The sequence below is a fragment of the Thiomicrolovo immobilis genome, assembly GCF_039645955.1.
Taxonomy (GTDB): Bacteria; Campylobacterota; Campylobacteria; order Campylobacterales; family Sulfurimonadaceae; genus Thiomicrolovo; species Thiomicrolovo diazotrophicus.
In genome coordinates this window covers 378,485-399,684 of record NZ_CP147916.1, presented here as the reverse complement: position 1 = coordinate 399,684, position 21,200 = coordinate 378,485, and the positions used below count along the sequence as shown (strand labels likewise).

Below are 21,200 nucleotides of genomic sequence, written 5' to 3'. Positions count from 1 at the left end.
TTGGGCCATTGTAGCACAGGAAGCTAGAAGAGCAGACCGTCCTCCGCTTCGGAAGGCATCTTCTCCACCGGCGGCGGCGACGCCTTGGTAAAGAACTCCTCGGCCCCGTTGCGCTCAACCTTCGTCACTCCTTCGGGCATCACGAATTTACGCGGGACCTGCGGGAAGAGATGCAAGAGCTGGGTATAGAATTTCCGAAACGCCGGAGCCGCCGCCCGGCCCCCCGTCTCCCGTTTGGGCAGCGGGGTATTGTCGTCGTTCCCGAACCAGACGACCGTTTCCACGCTCGGCGAATAGCCGGCGAACCAGGCATCGATGGAGTTGTTCGTCGTCCCGGTCTTGCCCGCTGTCTCAATGCCCCCGACCGCAGAGGCGCGGCCGGTACCCCGCAGCACGACGTCGCGCAGGATTGTCGTCATCAAGTAGGCCTGGGCCGGGCTCGTCACCTCACGCTGCTTCGGCTCGGCATCGTAATGCGTCCCCCGTTTGTCGATGCTCGTAATAAGGTAGGGGTCGCTCTGCACCCCGCCCGCGGCAAAAGAGCTGTACGCACCGGCCAGTTCGACCGGTGATAGTGTGATACTGCCCAGGGCCAGGGAGAGGTCCAAAGGCAGCCCGGCGAACTGGTAGCGGGAGAGTTCGCGGTAGATGCGCGAGAGCCCGATATCCGTCACCAGGTTGATCGTCGCAAGGTTGCGCGAATGCACCAGCGCTTCGCGCAGGGTAATCAGCCCTTTGTAATCGCGCTCATAGTTCTTGGGCTGCCACTTCTTCTCGCTCCCTTCCGTTTCATAATCATAGGTCCGGGCGATATCGACCAGCTCCGTCGCCGGCGAGTAGCCCAGATCCAGTGCGACCTGGTAAATAAAAGGTTTGAACGCGGACCCCGGCTGGCGGCGCGCCTGCGTCGCCCGGTTAAATGCGCTTTTTGTGTAATCCACACCGCCGACGAGCGCGAGGATCTCTCCCGTCGCGGGCTCGATGCTCACCAGCGCGCCGTTGAGCTCACCGAACTGGCTGGCGTTGGCGTCTTCATCCCTTTTCATCGCCCGTTCGAGAATGCCGTCATAGGCGTACGACAGGGCCTCACGTCCCGCCTCCTGCAGGCGCAGGTCCACGGTCGTATTGATCGTATAGCCGCCCGTCCGGATATCGGGGTAGAGCACCGCCGCCCGGCGCAGGACCTCGTCCGTGACGTAGGGTGCGCGGTTCTGCGTCAGGGTCTCGTCAAAGACCCCAGGGCGCTCCTGCAGCGCCGTATTGTAGCTCTCGTCATCCACCCACCCCAGCGCATGCATCCGCGAGATCACCCGGTTCGCCCGTCCCAGGGAGAGTTCGTAGTTGCGTGTCGGTGCGTAAAAAGAGGGGGCCTTGGGCAGGCCGACGAGTATGGCGGTCTCTTTGAGTGTCAGGCGGTTCAGCGGCTTGTGGAAATACCCCTGTGCCGCCGTTTTGATCCCGTAGTAACCGTGGCCGAGGTAGATGGCGTTGAGGTAGCGCTCCAGGATCTCCTCTTTGCTCAGTTCCGTTTCGAGTTTCAGCGAGAAGATAAGCTCTTTGAGCTTGCGCGAAAACTTCTTTTCCCGCGTCAAGAGGGTGTTCTTGACCAACTGCTGGGTAATCGTACTCGCCCCTTCGACGAGTTTTCCCGCCTTGATATCCTTTATGATCGCACGGAAGATCGCGTCGACATTGACGCCGCGGTGTTCGAAAAAGGTCGTATCTTCAATGGCCAGCAGGGCTTCGATCACCAGCGGCGGGATCTCGTCAAAGGTGACGTAGGCGCGGTTCTGCTTATCGAAAATATTGGCGATCTTCTCGCCGTTCCGGTCATAAATGTACGTGGTCATCGGCGGGTTGTACTGGACAAGCTTCCGGGTCTCGTGACCGTACTGCGCCACAAAGTAACCGATAAAAAGGATAAGGGCGACCACACCGGCCAGGCCTCCCCACAGCAGAATTTTTTTCACGTTCTATACTCCCTCCCGGCGAAACTAGATTCAATCAGTGTGCGTGTATACGCATGTTCGGGCGACGCCATCACCTGCGCCATCGCCCCCTGCTCGACCACGCTGCCCTCGCGGATGACGCACACCTCGTCGCACAGCGCACGCGCCGAGACGATATCGTGGGTCACAAAGAGCATCTGGAAGCCCATCTGTGTCTGCAGCTCCCGCAGCAGCGCGATAATGACGCGGCGTGTCTCGGGGTCGAGGGCCGTCGTCGGCTCATCGAGCAGGAGCAGTTTGGGCGTGTGCGACAGGGCGATGGCGATCACGGCCCGCTGCAACTGCCCGCCCGAAAGCTCCGGCGGGAAGCGCTCGAGCAGCGCCGCATCGAGCCCGACCCGTGTCATCAGCGCCGCCGCTTCCGCCGGCGGAACCCCCTCGAAATGGCCGCCAACCCTGGTCAACGGCGAAAGGGCGGTAAAAGGATTTTGGGGTACAAAGGCGACGGTGTCGCCGCGGCGGAGCTCAAAGGGGGCATCCATCTCGATCGTCGACGACATCGCGGGCGGGAGCATTCCCAGCAGCGCCTTGAGCGTCAGGCTCTTTCCACTGCCGCTCTGTCCCACCAGGGCCAGCGCGCTCTCGATGCCAAAGGCGATATCCACCAGCGTACCGCCGGCATAATCGATCCGCAAACGTTTAATCTGAATCATCGCGCCTATTTTACCCAACGGGCGATAATCTCGCAACCGCGCCGCAGGCTCCCCTCTTCGACTCCGAGCCGCCCGATCAGCCGGATGATCGCCCGCTCCACCGTCGGCTGCCGGATGGCGCCGACGAGCATCCCCTCCTCCAGCAGCGCCGCCTGGATCGCCATCACCTTCCGGTTGTCGCCGACGGGAACAGCCGCGATAAGACCGTCCGCCTCGGTACCGAGGAGCCCGTTCATCATCGCGCGGCGCGCCTCGATCTGTGCCTTCAGCTCCTCGGCATTCTCCAAAATATAGTGCAGCGACGCCTGCGCCAGTGCCGTGTCAAAGAGCGACGGTGCCGTGGCGTAAATGACGGGCTTCGCGCGGTTGACGAGGTAATCCGCGATATGGCTTGACGAAAGCACGTAGGCCCCGAAACTGCCGTACGCCTTGCCCAGGGTCCCCATCTTGATGTGGTTGCGTTTCGGCGTGATCCCGTAGAGGTCGAAGACGCCCAGCAGCCGCGAACCGACCACCCCGCTGCTGTGCGCCTCGTCCACGATCAGCAGGGCGTCGTAACGCTCCGCGAGCTCAAAGATCTCCCGCGCCATCAGATCCCCGTCCATGGAGTAGATCCCTTCGACGGCGATAATGCGCCGGCGGGCGTCGGAAGCGGAAAGTTTCTTCTCCAGTTCTGCCGCGTCGTTGTGGCCGAAAAGGGTCACCTTCCCCTCGACCAGTTTCGAAGCGAGCACCCCGCTGGCATGGTATTTCTCATCCATAAAGAGCTCGTCGCCCCGGCGCACGAGGGCCTCGATCATCGCCAGGTTCGCGTTGAATCCGCTCCCCATGACGATGCCGGATTCAAACCCGTTCGCTTCGCAGAGCGCCGCTTCGAATTCGCGGTGAACGGCATGGTAGCCGTTGACGAGCATCGACGCCTTGGGAGCGTGCACCCTCTCGCCGCTTAGCCGCGCGACGGCCGCGTTAAAGAGTTCCGGTTTTTCCGCCAGCCCCAGGTAGTCGTTGGAAGCGAGATCCGTGATCGCCGGATCGAACACCCGGCGTTCGCGGTAGCGCCCCGAACGTTTCAGGGCGGCGAGCTCGTTGTCGTAATACTTCATCGCTGCGCGGGGAGTTTTTTGATGAAGGCGTTGATCGCGTCGATGCGCGACTGGTCCGAGGGGTGCGTCGAGAGGAACTCCGGCGGCTTTTGCCCGCCCGAGGCCGCCTGCATCCGTTCCCAGAACCGTACAGCCTGGTGCGGATCGAACCCCGCTTTCCACATCAGGTAGATGCCGATCTGGTCGGCCTCCGATTCATGCTTGCGGCTGTAAGGCAGCAGAACGCCCAGCTGGGTGGAGAGGCCATAGGCCTGGTTGTACAGCCCCTGGTACTGCGCGGGGATCTCCAGGGCGGCGCCGAGCAGCTGCGCCCCGGCATTACTGACCATCTGCATCGACATCCGTTCCGCCCCGTGGCGCGCGAGGGCGTGGGCGATCTCGTGCCCCATCACCGTGGCGATCTGGTCGTCGTTCTCCGTCAGCTTGAGCAGCCCCGTATAGAAGTAGACTTTCCCCCCGGGCAGGCAGAAGGCGTTAAGGGTGTCGGACTCGATGACGTTGAATTCCCATTGAAAATCGTCCCTGCCGCTGACCGCGGCAATCCGTTCCCCGATGCGGCGGACCCGTGCCACCTGCGCACTGTTCGTTGAGAGTTTCGCGCTCTTTTTGAGCTTCTCGGATTCGCTGAGCCCCAGGGCGACCTCCTGCTCGTTGGAGATCAGGATAAGCTGGGTACGCCCCGTCACCGGGGTCTTCGCACAGCTGGCGATCATCAGCATGAGCATCACTGCGGTAGCAAGTCGTTTCATAAGCCCTCCAGGAATGGTTTCAGTGCCTCGACGTTGAGCCCCATCGCGGTGCTTTCATTGCCGCGGACGCTGCGGATATAGGGTTTGCAGAAGCCTTCGACCATGCAGCCCCCCGCCTTGCCGCGCCACTCACCGGAGGCAAGATAGCGCTCCAGGTCCTCGGGGTCGAAAGGGGCGAAGAGGTAATCCGTCGCAGAGATGTCGATGAGCTTCAGACGGGGGGAGTGGTAGATCATGCAGGTGATGATGGAGGTGACGCTGCCGCTCTGCGTCATCAGGATGTTGCGAGCATCATCGAGACAGCGCGCCTTGCGCAGGATCTGTCCCTGAGACGTCACGACGGAATCGGAGACGAGGAGCGGATGTTCCTCGATGCCGAATGCGCTCACACCCGCCCCGTACTTCCCTACCGTCGCCTGGTAGACGAAATTTTTCGGCGAAGAGGCGACGATCTGTTCCTCGTCATAGTCCATCGGGGTCTGGATAAAGTCGATCCCGGCCTGCTCTAACAGCAGGGCCCGGCTTTGCGAGGCGGAGGCGAGGCGGAGGGGAGCGGCCATGACCTTACGCGTGCGAGTAGCGCAGCGTGACTCCCAGGTAGATGGCGATAACGCCGAGGATGATGTTGAGCGGGACCATGTACTTCCCGATCAGCCCCAGCAGCCCCTTGGCCGCGGCAAAATCGCCGGCGTCGATCTTTTTCTGCGCCTTGTTGCGGCGCAGGATCATGGCCCCGAGGTTGAGGGCCATGATGAGCCAGATCGCTTCTTTGACATGCACGAGCTGATAGGTCGCGAACGCCGCTTCGTCGATGACGTTGCCGTTCGCGTCCACCGACGCGGCGCGGAAGCCCCAGCCGACCGCCATCAACACCGCCGTAATGATCAGAATGACGACAAAGGGGCTGACGATCGCAAAAAGGCGCTTGAGCGCATGGGCGGTGCGCGCCAGGCGCACCGGGGGTTCCAGCTCCATGAAGGCGTTGTGCGCGGCAAAACGCATGGCGATCATCCCGCCGACCCAGACGACGGCGCTGAGCACATGCAGGAAAACGATCAGGGTACTGTACTCCCAGAAAAAGGTAACCATGGCCTCTTTCATGACAGCACCTCCATAATATAGGCTTTGGACGCCTCAAGCGCTTCGGGCAGTTTGGAAGCGTCTTTACCGCCGGCCTGGGCGAAGTCCGGACGCCCGCCCCCGCCGCCGCCGAGCATCGGCGCGATGGCTTTGATCCAGTCCCCGGCTTTGGCATCGGCGTTCTTGACGCCGGCGGCGATCATCACTTTGTCGCCTTTGACCTGGAAGAGCATCGCCGCGACGCGCTCATTCATGTTCTTGAGTTCATCGATGCGCCCCTTGACGTCGCCGCTCTTGATCTCTTCGACGAAGACGCTGACGCCGTTGATCGTTTCGGCGTCCAGGGACTCCTTCGCGGCGTTCTGGGCGTCTTGGAGCTCCACTTTCAGCGTATTGATCTGCTCTTTGAGGCGTTCGACCCCGGCAAGCACGTCGCGGTTCTTGACCGCGGCTTCCGCTTCGCCGATCAGGTGGCGCTGCTGCTTGAAGTAGTCGTAGGCCGCCTTGGAACAGACCGCTTCGATCCGGCGGACGCCAGCGCTGACACCGCTCTCTTTCGTAATGACAAACATCCCGATCTCGCTCGTGCTGCCGACATGGGTTCCGCCGCAGAATTCGATGGAGGCGTCACCGAAGCGGACGACGCGGACACGGTCGCCGTACTTCTCGCCGAACTGGGCCTTCGCCCCGCTCTGCTTGGCGGCTTCGATATCCATCTCCTCCGTCATGTTGGAGAGGCCGCGCTGCACCACGAGGTTCACGCGCTCTTCGACGGCGGCGATCTCTGCCGCCGTCATCGCCTTGGGATGGGAGAAGTCGAAACGGAGACGGTCGGCTTCAACGAGGGAACCCGCCTGGGAGACATGCTCGCCCAGCTCTTCGTACAGTGCCGCGTGCAGCAGGTGCGTCGCCGAGTGGTGGCGCTCGATCTCCTGGCGCGCTTCATCGACGACCGCCGTGACGGTGTCGCCGACATTGAGCGTTGCCGTCGCGCGGATCTTGGAGAGGTTGAGGCCGAAGAACTTCTTCGTATCGAGGACCTCGGCGACCCCGTCGAGCAGACCGGTATCACCCGTCTGTCCGCCGCTTTCGGCGTAAAAGGGTGTCTCATCCAGAAGTACCCACCCTTCGTGGCGGGCGTGGAGGCTCTCTTCCCGGCCGAAGCCCTCGCTGAGCAGGGCCAGGATCTTCGACTCGCCGGTCATGCGGCCGTAGCCGACAAAGCTGTTCTCGCCAAACTGCTCCAGCAGCGTTTTGAAGTCCCCTTCGACGTGGGCGTCGCCGCTGCCTTTCCAGGCCGCTTTGGCGCGTTCGCGCTGCTCGGTCATCAGGCGCTCGAAGGTCGCCGTATCGAGGCCGAGCCCCTTTTCACGCAGCATATCCTCGGTGAGGTCGAGGGGGAAGCCGAAGGTATCGTAGAGTTTGAAAGCAGTCTCACCGCTGAAGACATCCTTCGTGTTCTTGAGCTCTTCGCTGAACAGGGCGATCCCATCCTCGATCGTTTTGAAGAAGCGCTCCTCTTCAAGCATGATCTGCTCTTTGACAACGGGCGCTTTTTCCGACAGGTAGGGGTACTGGTGCCCCATCAGCTCAACGACCGTATCGACGATCTCGTGCATGAACGGCTTGGTGAAGCCCAGCAGGTAGCCGTGGCGTACCGCGCGGCGAAGAATGCGGCGCAGGACGTAACCGCGCCCCTCGTTGGAGAAGTTCGTCCCCTGTGCGAGCAGGAAAAGAACGGTGCGGATATGGTCGGCAATAACGCGGTAACTCGCGCCGGTGGCGTATTCGTAGGGCTTGCCGATCAGGTCGACGACCTTGTTGATGATCGGCATAAAGAGGGAGGAGTCGTAGTTGCTGAGCTTCCCTTCCTTGACGGCGACGACGCGCTCCAGCCCCATCCCCGTGTCGATGGAGGGCTTGGGCAGCGCTCTGAGCTCGCCCTTCGCGTTGCGCTCGTACTGCATGAAGACGAGGTTCCAGATCTCCAAGAAGCGGTCACCGTCGCCGCCCATGTAATCCTCGGGGCCGTTGAAGTGCTCCGCACCCTGGTCGATGAAGATCTCTGAGCAGGGACCGCAGGGGCCGGTATCGCCCATCTGCCAGAAGTTGTCTTTGTCCCCCAGGCGCATGATGCGGTCAGCGGCAATGTGCTGCTTCCAGATCGCTTCGGCTTCGTCGTCGCTGTCGTGTACCGTCACCCAGAGCTTCTCTTTGGGCAGGGCAAGCACCTCGGTCACGAACTCCCACGCGTAGGCGATCGCTTCCTCTTTGAAGTAGTCGCCGAAGCTGAAGTTGCCCAGCATCTCGAAGAAGGTGTGGTGGCGGGCCGTGTGGCCGACGTTCTCGAGGTCATTGTGCTTTCCGCCGGCGCGGACACAGGTCTGGCACGACGTGGCACGGGGGTTCTCCGGCACCGGCACCTCACCGGTAAAGATCGTCTTGAACGGGACCATCCCCGCATTGTTGAACAGCAGCGTGGCATCGTCGGGCACCAGCGGTGCGCTCGCCACCGGGGTGTGGCCCTTGGATTCAAAAAATTTCAGATAGGCTTCGCGTACATCCATACTCTCATCACTTTGTGCGGCAAAGCACCGCGGTAAAATATGCGCGATTATAGCGAAGCGGGGATTAAGGGTAGCTCTAACGGCCGGCAGAAGCTAAAGGCGGGAAAGCGCGGCGGCGATGTGGCGGCGGATGGTCCAGAGGCTCGCGACAAACTCGAAATAGAAACGTTCCGTCTCCGTGTCAACCTCCCCCGTCTGCCCGATCAGCTCCAGGCGCGCCATCGCCTCGCGCAGATAGTCCCGTTCGAGGGCGCAGGCGCAGCAGACCTCGTGCTCGCTGTTCATGCCGTCGTTGAGCATCACATACGAACGGGTAACGCAGTCGGCAAGCTGCACGGCATAGTCGCGATCACGCAGCATCTCGGCCGACAGCGGATCGATTTTGGCGATGAGGGCATCAAACTGCCTGTTGATCGACTCGATCGTCTCTTTCATGGGGTCTCCTGGCACCGCAATGGAGCCTCCATGATACATAAGTTTTCCTAAAGAGTTACTCAAACCTCATCGGGGGTTTCGCGGGGTCGTCTCCGGCGGTAGCTATAGAAGGCGACCAGCAGAGCCACGCCGGCGAAAACCGCCAGGGTTATCTCGTGCAGGTAGCTCTTCAGCAGGGCCTCGTTCTCGCCGATCAGGTAGCCTACCAGCACCAGGATCAGGCTCCACAGCCCCGCCCCGAGCGCCGTATACGCCATAAAGGGCGCCAGCGGCATTCGCGCCAGGCCGGCGGGGATGGAGATGAGCTGCCTTATGCCCGGCAGCAGGCGTCCCGAAAAGGTTGAAATGGGACCGTGCGCCCTGAAAAAGGCATCGAGCCGCTCCAGGCTCTTCTCGGAGATAAAGACGTAGCGCCCGTAGCGGCGCAGCAGGGGAAGGCCGAGCGAGAGCGCCAAATAATAGTTAATGAGCGCCCCGGTCAGCGATCCCAACAGCGCCATAAGCATAACAATAACGGGATGCATCTCCCCCTGGGCGATCAGATAGCCCGCCGGCACCAGCACCACTTCGCTGGGGAAAGGGACGAAGGAGCTCTCCACCGCCATCAGGGCGAAGATCCCGACATAGCCCAGCCCCAGGACCGCCTCGACGAGCCACTGCGTCAGTTCCGCCAGCATCAGCACGCCTCCCGGACGGCAGCAATGATCGCTGCGGCCGCATCGTCGCCTTCCAGCGCCCGCAGTCCCCGGCTGGCCGCTTCGACCCCCTCGTCGAGCATCTGTTCAAGCAGTTCGGGGCGGAGCTCCGCCTCCCGGACGACCCGGGAGAGCCCCTGCTCGGCCAGGTACATCGCGTTGTAGTACTGGTGGTCCCCCGCCGCGTAGGGGTAGGGAACGTAGAGCGCCGGCAGTCCGTTCGCCGCCAGCTCCCAGAGCGTGCTCGCCCCGGCACGGCTGACAGCGAGGTCGCTGCGCGCGAGCAGGGAGGGGAGTTCCTTCGTAAACCCGTACAGTTCCACCCCTATTCCCATGGCCGCGTACGCCTCCCGGACCCGTTCATAGTCGCGTTCGCCGCACTGGTGGATAATGGCGATCCCGCAATTAGCCAATGCCGGGGCGACGGCAAGGGCAAAGTCGTTGATCGCCTTCGCCCCCTGCGAGCCCCCGAGGAAGATCACCGTTTCTACGCGCTCGCGCACCCGCGCCGATTCAAAGAGCGCGCGGTTCACGGGGTAGCTCTTGACAGGGCTTTCAGGGTCGTAGGAGCTGAAAAAACAGCGGGCGTAGCGCCGCAGCAGACGGTTGAGACGCCCGGTCACGGCGTTTTGTTCATGGATAAAATAGGGGAGCTTCAGGGAGAGGGCCGCGAAAGAGGCCGGGGCCGCCGAAAAGCCTCCGACGCTGATGACGGCATCGGGGCGGTAGCGCCTCATGATCCGTCGCGCCTCCAGTGCCGACCGGGCCACCCGCCACAGTGCCGCCAGTTTCGCGATCCCGCGGCGGTTGACGACCCCCGTCGTCTCCAGAAAGTGGGTCTGTTCAAACGCGGAGCCCTCCCCGAACCACATCCGGTCCTGCCCGGTGGTCGAACCGATAAAGATCGCTTCGTCCCCCGCCGCGGTGATCGCGTCCAGAAGGGCCTTGGCGATAGCCAGGTGTCCGCCGGTCCCGCCGCCTGTCAATACGAATTTCAATACTGTGCCTTTTTCGAGATCATCAGGACCATCCCCACCCCGACGGCCGACGCCATCATCGCCGAGCCGCCGTAGCTGAGGAAGGGTACCGAGATCCCCTTGATGGGGGTAATGCCGCTGATGCCGAAGGCGTTGAGCAGGAACGCGAAAGCCAGCAGCAGCCCGATCCCGACACAGAAGAGCGAGTAGCGGGCGTTCCCGATGCGGTTGGCGATCGTAAAGATGCGTTTGAGCATCCAGAGAAAGAGGCCCGTCACGACGGCAATGCCTATAAAACCGAACTCCTCGGCGATCCCCGCCAGGATAAAGTCCGTATGCACTTCGCTCAGAAACCCCAGCTTGAAGGTCCCGTTCCCGAGGCCCGTACCGATGATCCCGCCGTTATGGATCGCGTTGAGGGAGTGGCTGATCTGGTAGGGCTCGTCGTGGGACTGCACCCGCAGATGCGCGGCGATAAACTCGGGCATCAATGAGAGGATGGAGTCCTGTGCCAGCGACCACCAGGAGATGATGCGCGCGACCCGGTGCTGGGCCGTAAAGATGAAGACGACAAAGGCGCCCACGGCAAAGGCCATCAGCACCAGGAAGAAGCGGAAACTGCTGCCCGCGAGCATCAGCATGAAGAGCAGCGACATCGCCAGGACCATCACCTGCCCCAGATCCTTCTGCATCACCGCGATCAGGACCATCACCAGGATAAAGAAGGCGGCATAGGGGATAAACTGCCGGAACTCCCCCTTTATTCCGAGTTCGCTGTGGTGGCGGATCTTGCGCGAAAAACTCCAGGCGAGGAAATAGACGAACCCGATCTTGAAGAGCTCGACGGGGGCCAGGGAGACCCCGGCGAAACGGATCCACCGTTTCGCCCCGCCGATTTCCGTCACCAGCGACGAAGGCATAAAGGGCATCCCCATCATCAGCACGAGTGCCCCCAGAAAGAGCAGGAAGCCGAGCCGGCCGAGCCAGACGTCGGGGTCAAGCTGGGCGATGCCCCACATGAGCAAAATGGAGAAGAGCCCGAACGCCATCTGGCGCAGGGCAAAGTGCATCGGGGCGTAGTCAAAGAGAACCACCGTGTACTCCGAGAGGGAGTAGATCATCACGATGCTGATCGCGATCAGCGTCGAGGCGGTGACGAACAGGGTTCTATCGGGCATGCGCACTCCGGCTTTTTTTGGATGTATTTTAGCCGCCGAAGGCTTATGGGCACCTCTGCACGCTTCGCCCCCGGTACGCTCCGTGCGGCAGCACCCGCCGCTAATCGCAGGTGTGGTTGGGGAGCCGGAACGTCTGGGCGCCGCCGAAATAGAGCGTATTATTCTCTAGGCGCACGCGGTAGCGCTCCTTGCTCCCGTCGCCGAAGTTCAGCAGCAGATCGTCTCCTTCAAGATGCCACTCCCCCCGGCGCAGCACCCGCTGACGCGACGTTTCGTTCGCCACGGTATGGACCCCCCTCAGCAGCGTGTCGCCGTTGCGGCAGAGCCACACTTCCCTTTTTTCGGTAAAAGCGCCGCTGTTCAGGTAGAAGACGAAATGGCCCCCGTCAACGCGCTGGTACAGCCCCTCCGCGTGTGCGGGCAGGGCCCGCAGGGGCGTGAAGCCGATGCTGTCGCCGAGCGTGATCATCGTCTGGCGCATCCCCTCGTACCCCTCAGGGGTAAAAAAGCCGTACAATACGACCGCACGCCCCTGCGGCCCCAGCACGACATGGATCAATGCCCGGGTAAAGGCTTCTTCGCCCTGGACCCGGTAGAGGCGGTAGAGCAGCGACGGCCGCAGCGCCGCGATCTGTGACGGGGAGCGGAGCTCCAGTCCGTAATACCGCATCTGCTGCGGGAGCATCTGCCGGGGGTCGCCCAGGACGCTCGTGTTCGTCTCCATCAGGATGCGCCCCGCACCGTCCGGCGACTGCAGCACCAGGGGACCGCGTTCGCCGACAAGCTGTGCCTGCCACTGCGCGGGAAGCATCAGCGATGCCCCCAAATTCGGGGCACTAAGCTTCTGCGGTCCGGTGTAGACTCTTCCTGCCGACAACGTTTCGGCAGCGAGGATTCCCGGCAAAAAGAGCAGCAGCAGCGTCAGGGTGCGTATTATCATTCGCTCACTATACACTAACCCCCCTTTCAAGCACAAAACGCTATAGTCCGATTACTGAAACATGCAGGGCGGAAGCAGCACGATGGCCAACGTTGAACTGAACAAAAAGAAAAAGATCGTCATCCTCTTTTTGCTGATTACCTTCGCCTTTGCCGTCTTCGCCCTCGTGATGGCGGGCAAGGCCCTGGGCGAGCGCCACACGCCGCGCCTCTACACCTCCGGCACGACCAAGGCGATGCGCGGCAGCCTCATCAGCGCCGACGGTTTCCATATTGCGACGACGCGCAAACTCTACAAAGCGACCGTCAACACCCGTAACATCGACCCCGACAAAAAAGAGCTCTTCGTGCAGCTCTTCTCCATCTACAGCGGCATCCCGGATAAAAAGATCCGCCAAAAACTCGGTAAACGCCGCGGCAATGTCGTGCTCAGCTACGACATCTCCCCCAAGCGGGCCCAGTACCTCAAAAGCCTCGCGTTCGAACTGCGCAGGCTGGGGATCTTCGTCGAGTACGAAACCCCCTCGGGGGATACGATCCTGCACGGACTCAACGTCGTCGAAAGCGGCGAAGCGCGCGTCTACCCCTACGGCGACCTCCTCACCCCGCTCATCGGCTACCCCCGCAAGTTCGAAGAGGACGGCTATACCCGCAATCGGGGGATCAAGGGGCTGGAGAAACAGTTCGACGATTCCCTGCAGGCCCGCCGCAACGGTTACACCTATGCTCCCCGCGACGCCAACAACTACAAGCGTCTGACCAAAGAGAGCCTCTTTACCCCGCCCCTGGACGGCTATGACCTTCAGCTCACCATACCCGTCACGCTGCAGATAAGGGTCGAACGCATCGCAGACGCCATGAAAGCCTACCTCGATGCCGAAGAGATCATGGTCGTGATCATGCGCAGCGACGACGGGGAAGTGCTCTCCCTGGCCAGCTCCAACCGCTTTCTGCCGACGCAGATCAAAAAAAGCGACTACAGTGCCCTCAATACGGGAGCCCTTGAGTACAGTTTCGAACCGGGTTCGGTCCTCAAACCCCTCGTCTTCTCCATTCTGCTTGAACACGGGAAGGTTAATCCCTTTGACATCGTCAACGGCCACGGCGGACGCTTCAGGATGGGGCGCAAGGTGATCACCGATGAGCACAAGTTCAACTGGATCAGCGCGGAGAACGTCATCGTCCACTCCTCGAACATCGGCATAGCCCAGCTGGCCCAAAAGCTCGAAGGGGACGAATTCGCCGAAGGGCTGCGGAACTTCGGTCTGACCCGGCCGACGGGGATGGAGTTTCCCTACGAAAAACGCGGGGTCCTCCCCAGCATCCGGCAACTGAATGCCGAGATCTACAAGGCCACCACCGCCTACGGCTATGGCCTGCGCGTCGACCTCATGCAGCTGATCAAGGCCTACAACGTCTTCAACAACGGCGGGAAAGCGGTCACGCCAACCGTCGCCAACAAGCTCATCGACCCCGCCACGGGCGAGACCATCGCCCTTGAAACCGACGACCCGGTTCAGGTCCTCACCCCCTCCACGGCCGCGAGGATGAAAAAGATCCTGATCAAAACCGTCCGGGAGGGGACCGGGACGGGGACGATCACCCCCGGCCTCGAGCTCGGCGGCAAAACGGGAACGGCCCACATCGCCGAAGGGGGCCACTACGTCAACCAGTACAACACCTCTTTCCTCGGCTTCGCCAACGACACGCAGGGGCACCGCTACACGATCGGTGTCACCGTCATCAAGCCGAAGAAATACCACTTCGCTTCCCTGACCGCCGTCGCGGTCAACAAAAAAGTGATCGATATGATGGTGCGGGAGGGGTACCTCGTGCCGGATGCAAACACGGCAGCGGAAGAAGTAGCAATCAGCGCCAAGCACTGAGCAAAGACTAGAGCGGGATTATTTTTCCCATCAAGGCCGAAACGGTAATTAGCATGTCAGCCGGATCGCCTGGGAGTGGAATGTCCCGAAAGCGGCAGCCTTTTATCCTTTTTTCTTCCCGGTTCGGCTTCTTTTTTGGATAAGCAAAAAAGAAGGGGAACAAAAGCTATATCCAGACGTTATCCAAAAGCCGCGTCGTCCCGACAACCGCCTCGACAAGAATGATCGTATTGCCGACTTCCACCGTGTCAAGCGGCATAAACGCCCGGTTGACGATGGCGACGTGTTCGACTTCCAGCGGTTCCAGGACGGCCAGCATCTCCGCATAGAGACGGTCGCTTTCCAACACCCCCTTCCCGACCAGATGCGACGCCTTGGTGAGCGCGCGGGAGATCTTCAGCGCTTCGCCGCGCTCGTCGGCGGAGAGGTAGGCGTTGCGCGAACTCAGTGCCAGCCCGTCGCTGTCGCGTACCGTATGGCACGGCACGATCTCAACGTCCATAAAAAGGTTCTTGACCATCGTCTGGATGAGCATCAGCTGCTGGGCATCTTTCCGGCCGAAATAGGCGCGGTCGGGACGGACGATATTGAGCAGCTTGTTGACGACCGTCAGCACCCCGCTAAAATGCCCCGGGCGCGACGTTCCTTCGAGAATGTAGCCGCGTACATCCGGGGCGATGAGGCTCACTTCGTCCTCGCCGTACATGTCAGACACATCGGGGTAGAAGAGGTAATCCACCCCGGCCAGGCTGCAGATCTTTTCGTCCGCTTCTTTGCGGCGCGGATAGCTCTCGAGATCCTCCCCGGCCAGGAACTGCGTCGGATTGACGAAGATGGAGACAATGACAATGTCGTTCGCCTCTCTGGCCGCCTGGATCAGCGTCTTGTGACCGATGTGAAGCGCTCCCATCGTAGGCACGAAGCCGACACTGCCCTGCGTCGCTTTAAGCGCGGCTTTCAGGGCATCGGGGCTCTTGATAATCTCCATGTTTTAAGCCTCTATTGAATATAATCGGCATTATATCTGATCTATTTTTGGAGAGACATTTTTGGACCATTACGAATACGGCGAACTGCTGAAAACCCTTAAAACGAAGATGCAGAACATTACGGGCGTCGTCCAGCCCGATGCCATCAATACCCGCCTGGAAGCGATCGCGGAGCTGGAAAACTCCCAGGACTTCTGGAACGACGCCGCCAACGCAGCGGTCGTGCAGAAAGAGAAGACCCAGCTGGAACGCAAATTCGCCAAATACGCGACCGCAGCCGGGGCCCTCGACGACGCCGCCGACCTCTACGAGATGGCCAAGGAGGAGGGTGACGAGGAGACGGTCCAGACCCTCTTCGACGAAGCTGCCAATCTGGAAGAGAACGTCCGCACCATGGAGATAGAGGTGCTGCTCAGCGGTCCCAACGACGGCAACAACGCCATCGTCTCCATCCACCCGGGTGCGGGCGGTACCGAGTCCCAGGACTGGGCCTCCATTTTGCTGCGGATGTATACCCGCTGGGCGGAGCGGCGCGGCTTCAGCGTCGAGACCCTCGACTACCAGAGCGGCGAAGAGGCGGGGATCAAAGACGCTTCCATCATCATCAAGGGCGAGAACGCCTACGGCTATCTCAAGGTCGAAAACGGCATTCACCGCCTCGTGCGCATCAGCCCCTTCGACTCCAACGCCAAGCGCCACACCTCCTTTACCTCGGTGCTCGTCTCCCCGGAAATCGAGGATGACATCGACATCGTCATCGAGGACAAAGACATCCGTATCGACACCTACCGCGCCTCCGGCGCCGGCGGCCAGCACGTCAACAAAACCGAATCGGCCATTCGCATCACCCATATCCCGACGAATATCGTCGTGCAGTGCCAGAACGACCGGAGCCAGCACAAGAACAAGGCGACGGCGATGAAGATGCTCAAATCCCGCCTCTACGAGTACGAACTCGAACTCAAACGCGCGGAGGAGGCGGGGATCGAGAAGAGCGAGATCGGCTGGGGCCACCAGATCCGCTCCTATGTCATGCAGCCCTACCAGCAGGTCAAGGACACCCGTTCGAACGAGGCCTACTCCAACGTCACGGGCATCCTCGACGGCGACATCGACAAGATGCTCGAAGGGGTACTGATCGCGCAGAGCAGGAGCTAGCATGCGCGGGCTGATCCTCGCTCTGTTTCCGCTGCTGCTGCTCTTGGGCTGCGGTGAAAGTAACAGCCGCCAGCAGCCCTACCTGATGGGACAGAATCCCCAAGGCCCCTACGCGACACCGCAACAGCTCCGCGAACGCTCCGAGAAGGTCGAAACGGCCAAGATCAAAGCCGACGCCGACAAAGAGATCGCCCTGATCAACAAAGCGCGCGACATCGAAGTCCAGAAGCTCATTTCCGAGACCGACGTCGCCAAGGCCGGCATCACCAAAGAGGTGGCGATGGAGGAGGCCCAGACCAAAAAGATCGCCATTGAGAAAGAGCATGAAGAGGCGACCTATTTTGTCTGGCTGATCGGCGCCGCGCTGCTCCTGCTCTTCTGGTTCCTCTTCTACTACACCGGCAAGAACCGCAAGGAGCGCCTCAAGATCCACGAGGACGAGCTCCTCTACAAGCTCCGGGTCCAGGAGCAGGAGATGAAGATGAAGATGGCCGAGAAGATGCTCGACTCCATCACCTCCGGCAAACTCTCCCCCGAACAGGAGAACCGTCTCATCGACACCCTCGAACACACCACCACGAAGCTGATCGAGCAGAAGCGATGAAGACCCAGGGCGCGAACCGGCTGCTCAAGGAGTGCGCCCTCGAAGAGAAGTGCGCCTACCTCCCCGAACAGGGGCAGACGACCCACTACAAGATCATCGCCCACTGTTCCCCGACCTACTGCGATCACCTCATTCGCCGGGGTTGGCGCCGTTTCGGCGAGATGTTCTTCCGGCCCATCTGCAGCGATTGCCGCGCCTGCGAAAGTATCAAAATAGACGTCGCTGCCTACCGGTTCAGCCGTTCGGAAAAACGGGTCCTGCGAAAAAACGAGGACCTCAGCGTCATGATCCGCCGTCCCGGCATGAGCCGGAAACATCTCGAGCTCTTCACCGACTATCACCACTATATGCACCACCACCGCGGATGGGACGAGCAGCCCGTCACCCCCCGCAACTACTACAGCTCCTTTGTGCACGGCTACAACGACTTCGGCTACGAAGTGCTCTATTTCGACCGCGAACGCCTCATCGGCGTCGATCTCATCGATATCCTCCCCAGCGGCATCTCCTCGATCTACTTCTACTATGATCCAGAGTACGCCGGCCGCTCCCTCGGCAAATACTCCTTGCTCCGGCAGATCAAAATGGCCAAGGAGCGCGGCCTGCCCTGGATCTATCTGGGCTACTATGTCGAAGGGTGCCAGAGCCTGATGTACAAACGCGCCTATACCCCTCTTCTGCAGCTGCAGGGACGCCCCGCCGACGAAGAGACCGACATCTGGACCGACCTCCCCTCCTAGGCGCGTATGATGCGTATCCTCGCCCTGCTCACCGCCGCCGCATTCAGCCTGAGCGCCGCAACGATCGAAGCGCGCTACGCCATCTCATTCTGGGTGATCGGGCAGGTGGGGAGCGCCACACTGAAGCTGCAGACGGACGCGGGCCGTTACCGCATCGAAGCGAACGCGACGCTCCAGGGCGTTGCCGCCCTGCTCGCGCACCATCACAGCGAATATTTTCAGAGCGAAGGCCACATCGACGCCGCGGGGCGTCTCGTTCCCGAACGCTACCGCGTCCTGCGGACGATGGACGACTACCGCCGCGAACAGCTCTACCGTTTCGGGCCCAGCGGCATACTCCGCTCCCAGCACGAAAAAATGCGCGTCACCCTGCGGCGGTTCGATGCCGCATCCATGCGCTATGTCACGACGACCAGACCCGCCGAGCGCCGCTCCTTCCAACTCGAACCTTATCGCGCCGACAATGACCTCCTGACCCTCTATTTCAATGTACGGCAGCAGCTTGCGACGCTCGCACCGGAGCACTCCCTGACCTTCAATGCCGCAGGGGCAGGCAGGGGAAAAGTACATATCGAACGTGCCCTCTTACCGTACCGCTACAGGGTCCAGCTGGATCAGGATATTTTCCGAAGTGCCCACGGGGAGATGGCAATCGAAACGGACGAAACGTTTTACGTTAAAAGTGCTATCTTAAAGGATGTTCTGCTGTTTGGTGATTTGAAAGTGGAGCGGGAGTGGTTGAAAAAGAGCCCGTAGGCTCCGGGGGGCAACGGCTTAGCCGTTGCGCTTCTTGATGATTTCGTCTGCGACGTTGCGCGGAACTTCTTCGTAGTGGTCGAACTCCATAGAGTAGGTCGCACGTCCCTGCGTGGAAGAACGCAGGTCCGTGGAGTAACCGAACATCTCGGAGAGCGGTACGAAAGCGTCGACGATCTTGTTACCACCACGGTCGCCCATGTTGTTCACCTGGCCGCGACGGCGGTTCATATCGCCGATAACGTCACCCATGTACTCTTCGGGGACTTCGACTTCGACTTTCATCATCGGCTCGAGGATCGCCGGGTTCGCTTTGCGCGCGCCCTCTTTGAAGCCCATGGAAGCCGCGAGTTTAAACGCCATCTCGGAGGAGTCGACGTCGTGGTAGGAACCGTCGTAAAGTGCGACTTCGACGTCTTCGATCGGGTAGCCCGCGAGGATACCGTTCTGCATCGCTTCTTCACAACCCTTCTGAACCGCAGGGATGAATTCTTTCGGAATAACACCACCTTTGATCTCGTTGTGGAAAACGTAACCTGAACCCGCTTCGCCCGGCTTGATGCGCAGGTAGACGTGACCGAACTGACCGCGACCGCCTGACTGCTTGGCGTACTTGTACTCCTGCTCGACTTCGCTCTTGATCGATTCGCGGTAGGCAACCTGCGGCGCACCGACTTCGGCTTCGACTTTGAACTCGCGCTTCATACGGTCGACAATGATCTCGAGGTGAAGCTCACCCATACCGGAGATGATCGTCTGGCCGGACTCTTCGTCGGTGTGAACACGGAAAGAAGGGTCTTCCGCAGCCAGTTTGCCCAGCGCAATACCCATTTTTTCCTGGTCGGCTTTCGTTTTCGGTTCAACCGCAACGGAGATAACCGGCTCCGGGAAGTCCATACGCTCGAGAACGACCTTGTCTTTCTCGGACGCCAGGGTGTCACCCGTAGTCGTGTCTTTCAGACCGACGACCGCACCGATCTCGCCTGCGTAGATCTCTTTGACCTCTTCGCGCTTGATGGCGTGCATCTTCATGATACGGCCGACACGCTCTTTCTTGTCTTTCGTCGTGTTGTGCGCGTAAGAGCCCGACTCGAGAATACCGCGGTAAACACGGATGAAGGTCAGCTGGCCGACGAACGGGTCGGTCATAATCTTGAACGCCAGGGCCGCGAACGGTCCGTTGTCCGTAGACTCGACGGCAACCTCTTTCTCTTCGTCGTCCATCATCGTACCGCGGATCGCCGCAACTTCCGTCGGCGCCGGCAGGTAAGCGACAACCGCGTCAAGCAGGGTCTGAACACCCTTGTTCTTGAACGCCGTACCCGCTGTCATCGGAACGATGTGCATTGCGATCGTCGCACGCTTGATCGCCGCGATGATCTCGTCATTGGAGATCTCTTCCCCTTCGAGGAATTTCTCCATCAGCTCTTCGTTGCCGTCGACGGAAGAGATCTCTTCGATCATCTTCTCGCGGTACTCGTCCGCTTTGTCCTGGAGTTCAGCACGGATGTCCTGCTCATGGTAAGCAGAACCCATCGCCGCGTCCTGGTCCCAGACGATCTCTTTCATCTTGACGAGGTCGACGATACCTTCAAAGTTATCTTCCGCACCGATCGGCAGCTGGATCGGAACCGGGTTACCTTTGAGGCGGTCGCGGATCTGGTTTTCGACTTCGTAGAAGTCCGCACCGATACGGTCCATCTTGTTAACGAAAACGATAGACGGTACACCGTAGCGGTTACGCTGGCGCCAGACAGTCTCAGACTGCGGCTGAACACCACCGACGGCACAGAATACGGAAACCGCACCGTCAAGAACACGCATGGAACGCTCAACTTCGATGGTGAAGTCGACGTGGCCCGGGGTGTCGATAATGTTGATCTGTTTGCCGTCCCAGGTACACGTTGTCGCTGCGGAAGTAATCGTAATACCGCGCTCCTGCTCCTGCTCCATCCAGTCCATCGTCGCCGCACCGTCGTGTACCTCACCGATCTTGTGCTCAACACCGGTATAGAAGAGGATACGTTCGGTCGTCGTCGTCTTACCCGCATCGATGTGCGCGGCGATACCGATATTTCTTACATCTTCGAGTTTATGAGATCTTGCCATTGTTATTAGCCTTAGATATAGTAGTTAGAGGGGACCGTGCCCTAAAGCGAGACGCGATAGTAGCACGGAAGGGTTGCATAACGATTACCAGCGATAGTGGGCGAACGCTTTGTTCGCTTCTGCCATCTTGTAGGTATCTTCTTTCTTCTTGAATGCAGAACCTTTATCGGACGCTGCATCCATCAGTTCGTTCGCCAGGCGTTCTGCCATCGTACGCTCATTGCGTTTACGGGCAGCATCGACAAGCCAGCGGATCGCCAGGGAGAGTTGGCGGACAGGGCGTACTTCTACTGGAACCTGATAGGTTGCCCCACCGACGCGGCGGCTCTTGACTTCCAGGACCGGCTTGATGTTGTCGATCGCTTCGTTGAAGATTTCGATACCCGGCTTTTCGCCGCGGGCACTGATGATATCCAGCGCGCTGTACATAATCTTCTCAGCGGTGCTCTTCTTACCGTCGAGCATGATTTTATTGATGAACTTCGTCAGGACTTTGCTGCCGTGAACCGGGTCAGGCATAATCTCACGGACGGGCGCTCTTCTTCTACGCATTGTATTTCCTTATTTGCTTCA

20 protein-coding genes are annotated in these 21,200 nt (G+C 60.4%); 5 read left to right on the top strand and 15 right to left on the bottom strand.

What is annotated here, in order from left to right; all coding sequences use genetic code 11:
- Positions 1–23: 23 nt before the first annotated feature.
- From WCX72_RS02075 to WCX72_RS02020, 12 genes are all read right to left on the bottom strand, one after another.
- Positions 24–1,970, bottom strand: a complete 1,947-nt coding sequence (locus WCX72_RS02075; RefSeq protein WP_345970621.1) for a PBP1A family penicillin-binding protein — start codon at positions 1,968–1,970, stop codon at positions 24–26.
- Positions 1,967–2,662 (bottom strand): ATP-binding cassette domain-containing protein, encoded by a 696-nt coding sequence (locus WCX72_RS02070; protein WP_345970619.1) that lies wholly within the window; start codon positions 2,660–2,662, stop codon positions 1,967–1,969. The genes WCX72_RS02075 and WCX72_RS02070 overlap by 4 nt, the downstream gene beginning before the upstream one ends.
- A gap of 5 nt (positions 2,663–2,667) precedes the next feature.
- A complete protein-coding gene (locus WCX72_RS02065) occupies positions 2,668–3,765 on the bottom strand; it encodes a pyridoxal phosphate-dependent aminotransferase family protein (protein WP_345970617.1) in 1,098 nt (365 codons plus the stop codon).
- On the bottom strand, positions 3,762–4,514 hold the full coding sequence (locus WCX72_RS02060; protein ID WP_345970615.1) for a M48 family metallopeptidase: 753 nt from the start codon (positions 4,512–4,514) through the stop codon (positions 3,762–3,764). The genes WCX72_RS02065 and WCX72_RS02060 overlap by 4 nt, the downstream gene beginning before the upstream one ends.
- Positions 4,511–5,074 carry a septum formation inhibitor Maf gene (gene maf, locus WCX72_RS02055; protein WP_345970613.1) on the bottom strand — a complete coding sequence of 188 codons (564 nt, stop codon included), beginning with the start codon at positions 5,072–5,074 and terminating at the stop codon, positions 4,511–4,513. The genes WCX72_RS02060 and maf overlap by 4 nt, the downstream gene beginning before the upstream one ends.
- A 4-nt stretch (positions 5,075–5,078) precedes the next feature.
- On the bottom strand, positions 5,079–5,615 hold the full coding sequence (locus tag WCX72_RS02050) for a hypothetical protein (protein WP_345970611.1): 537 nt from the start codon (positions 5,613–5,615) through the stop codon (positions 5,079–5,081).
- Positions 5,612–8,161, bottom strand: coding sequence for an alanine--tRNA ligase (alaS, locus tag WCX72_RS02045; RefSeq protein ID WP_345970609.1), 2,550 nt, complete (start codon positions 8,159–8,161; stop codon positions 5,612–5,614). Before alaS ends, WCX72_RS02050 begins: the two co-directional genes overlap by 4 nt.
- Before the next feature lie 93 nt (positions 8,162–8,254).
- Positions 8,255–8,596 carry a hypothetical protein gene (locus WCX72_RS02040; protein WP_345970607.1) on the bottom strand — a complete coding sequence of 114 codons (342 nt, stop codon included), beginning with the start codon at positions 8,594–8,596 and terminating at the stop codon, positions 8,255–8,257.
- Between the two features lie 59 nt (positions 8,597–8,655).
- Positions 8,656–9,273 (bottom strand): DedA family protein, encoded by a 618-nt coding sequence (locus WCX72_RS02035; RefSeq protein ID WP_345970605.1) that lies wholly within the window; start codon positions 9,271–9,273, stop codon positions 8,656–8,658.
- Positions 9,273–10,289, bottom strand: coding sequence for an undecaprenyldiphospho-muramoylpentapeptide beta-N-acetylglucosaminyltransferase (gene murG, locus WCX72_RS02030; protein ID WP_345970603.1), 1,017 nt, complete (start codon positions 10,287–10,289; stop codon positions 9,273–9,275). Before murG ends, WCX72_RS02035 begins: the two co-directional genes overlap by 1 nt.
- Positions 10,286–11,446, bottom strand: coding sequence for an FtsW/RodA/SpoVE family cell cycle protein (locus tag WCX72_RS02025; protein ID WP_345970600.1), 1,161 nt, complete (start codon positions 11,444–11,446; stop codon positions 10,286–10,288). The genes murG and WCX72_RS02025 overlap by 4 nt, the downstream gene beginning before the upstream one ends.
- A gap of 100 nt (positions 11,447–11,546) precedes the next feature.
- A complete protein-coding gene (locus WCX72_RS02020) occupies positions 11,547–12,386 on the bottom strand; it encodes a hypothetical protein (RefSeq protein WP_345970596.1) in 840 nt (279 codons plus the stop codon).
- Positions 12,387–12,447: 61 nt separating this feature from the next.
- Here WCX72_RS02020 and WCX72_RS02015 point away from each other — a divergent pair, with 61 nt between their 5' ends.
- Positions 12,448–14,271 (top strand): penicillin-binding protein 2, encoded by a 1,824-nt coding sequence (locus WCX72_RS02015; RefSeq protein WP_345970594.1) that lies wholly within the window; start codon positions 12,448–12,450, stop codon positions 14,269–14,271.
- Between the two features lie 166 nt (positions 14,272–14,437).
- Here WCX72_RS02015 and panC read toward each other — a convergent pair whose 3' ends face one another.
- Positions 14,438–15,259 (bottom strand): pantoate--beta-alanine ligase, encoded by an 822-nt coding sequence (panC, locus tag WCX72_RS02010; protein WP_345970592.1) that lies wholly within the window; start codon positions 15,257–15,259, stop codon positions 14,438–14,440.
- A gap of 61 nt (positions 15,260–15,320) precedes the next feature.
- On the opposite strand from panC, the gene prfB reads away from it, so the two are divergent.
- Genes prfB through WCX72_RS01990 form a run of 4 tightly spaced genes read left to right on the top strand, consistent with a single transcriptional unit; the run spans position 15,321 to position 18,518 of the window.
- Positions 15,321–16,418, top strand: a complete 1,098-nt coding sequence (prfB, locus tag WCX72_RS02005; protein WP_345970590.1) for a peptide chain release factor 2 — start codon at positions 15,321–15,323, stop codon at positions 16,416–16,418.
- A gap of 1 nt (position 16,419) precedes the next feature.
- Positions 16,420–17,022, top strand: a complete 603-nt coding sequence (locus WCX72_RS02000; protein ID WP_345970588.1) for a hypothetical protein — start codon at positions 16,420–16,422, stop codon at positions 17,020–17,022.
- On the top strand, positions 17,019–17,762 hold the full coding sequence (locus WCX72_RS01995) for an arginyltransferase (RefSeq protein WP_345970586.1): 744 nt from the start codon (positions 17,019–17,021) through the stop codon (positions 17,760–17,762). The genes WCX72_RS02000 and WCX72_RS01995 overlap by 4 nt, the downstream gene beginning before the upstream one ends.
- A gap of 6 nt (positions 17,763–17,768) precedes the next feature.
- Positions 17,769–18,518, top strand: a complete 750-nt coding sequence (locus WCX72_RS01990; RefSeq protein ID WP_345970584.1) for a DUF3108 domain-containing protein — start codon at positions 17,769–17,771, stop codon at positions 18,516–18,518.
- Between the two features lie 18 nt (positions 18,519–18,536).
- Here the strand turns inward: WCX72_RS01990 and fusA are convergent, their stop codons facing one another.
- Positions 18,537–20,627, bottom strand: a complete 2,091-nt coding sequence (gene fusA / locus WCX72_RS01985; RefSeq protein WP_345970582.1) for an elongation factor G — start codon at positions 20,625–20,627, stop codon at positions 18,537–18,539.
- 84 nt (positions 20,628–20,711) lie between these two features.
- Positions 20,712–21,179, bottom strand: coding sequence for a 30S ribosomal protein S7 (gene rpsG, locus WCX72_RS01980; protein WP_231020127.1), 468 nt, complete (start codon positions 21,177–21,179; stop codon positions 20,712–20,714).
- Positions 21,180–21,200: the final 21 nt, after the last annotated feature.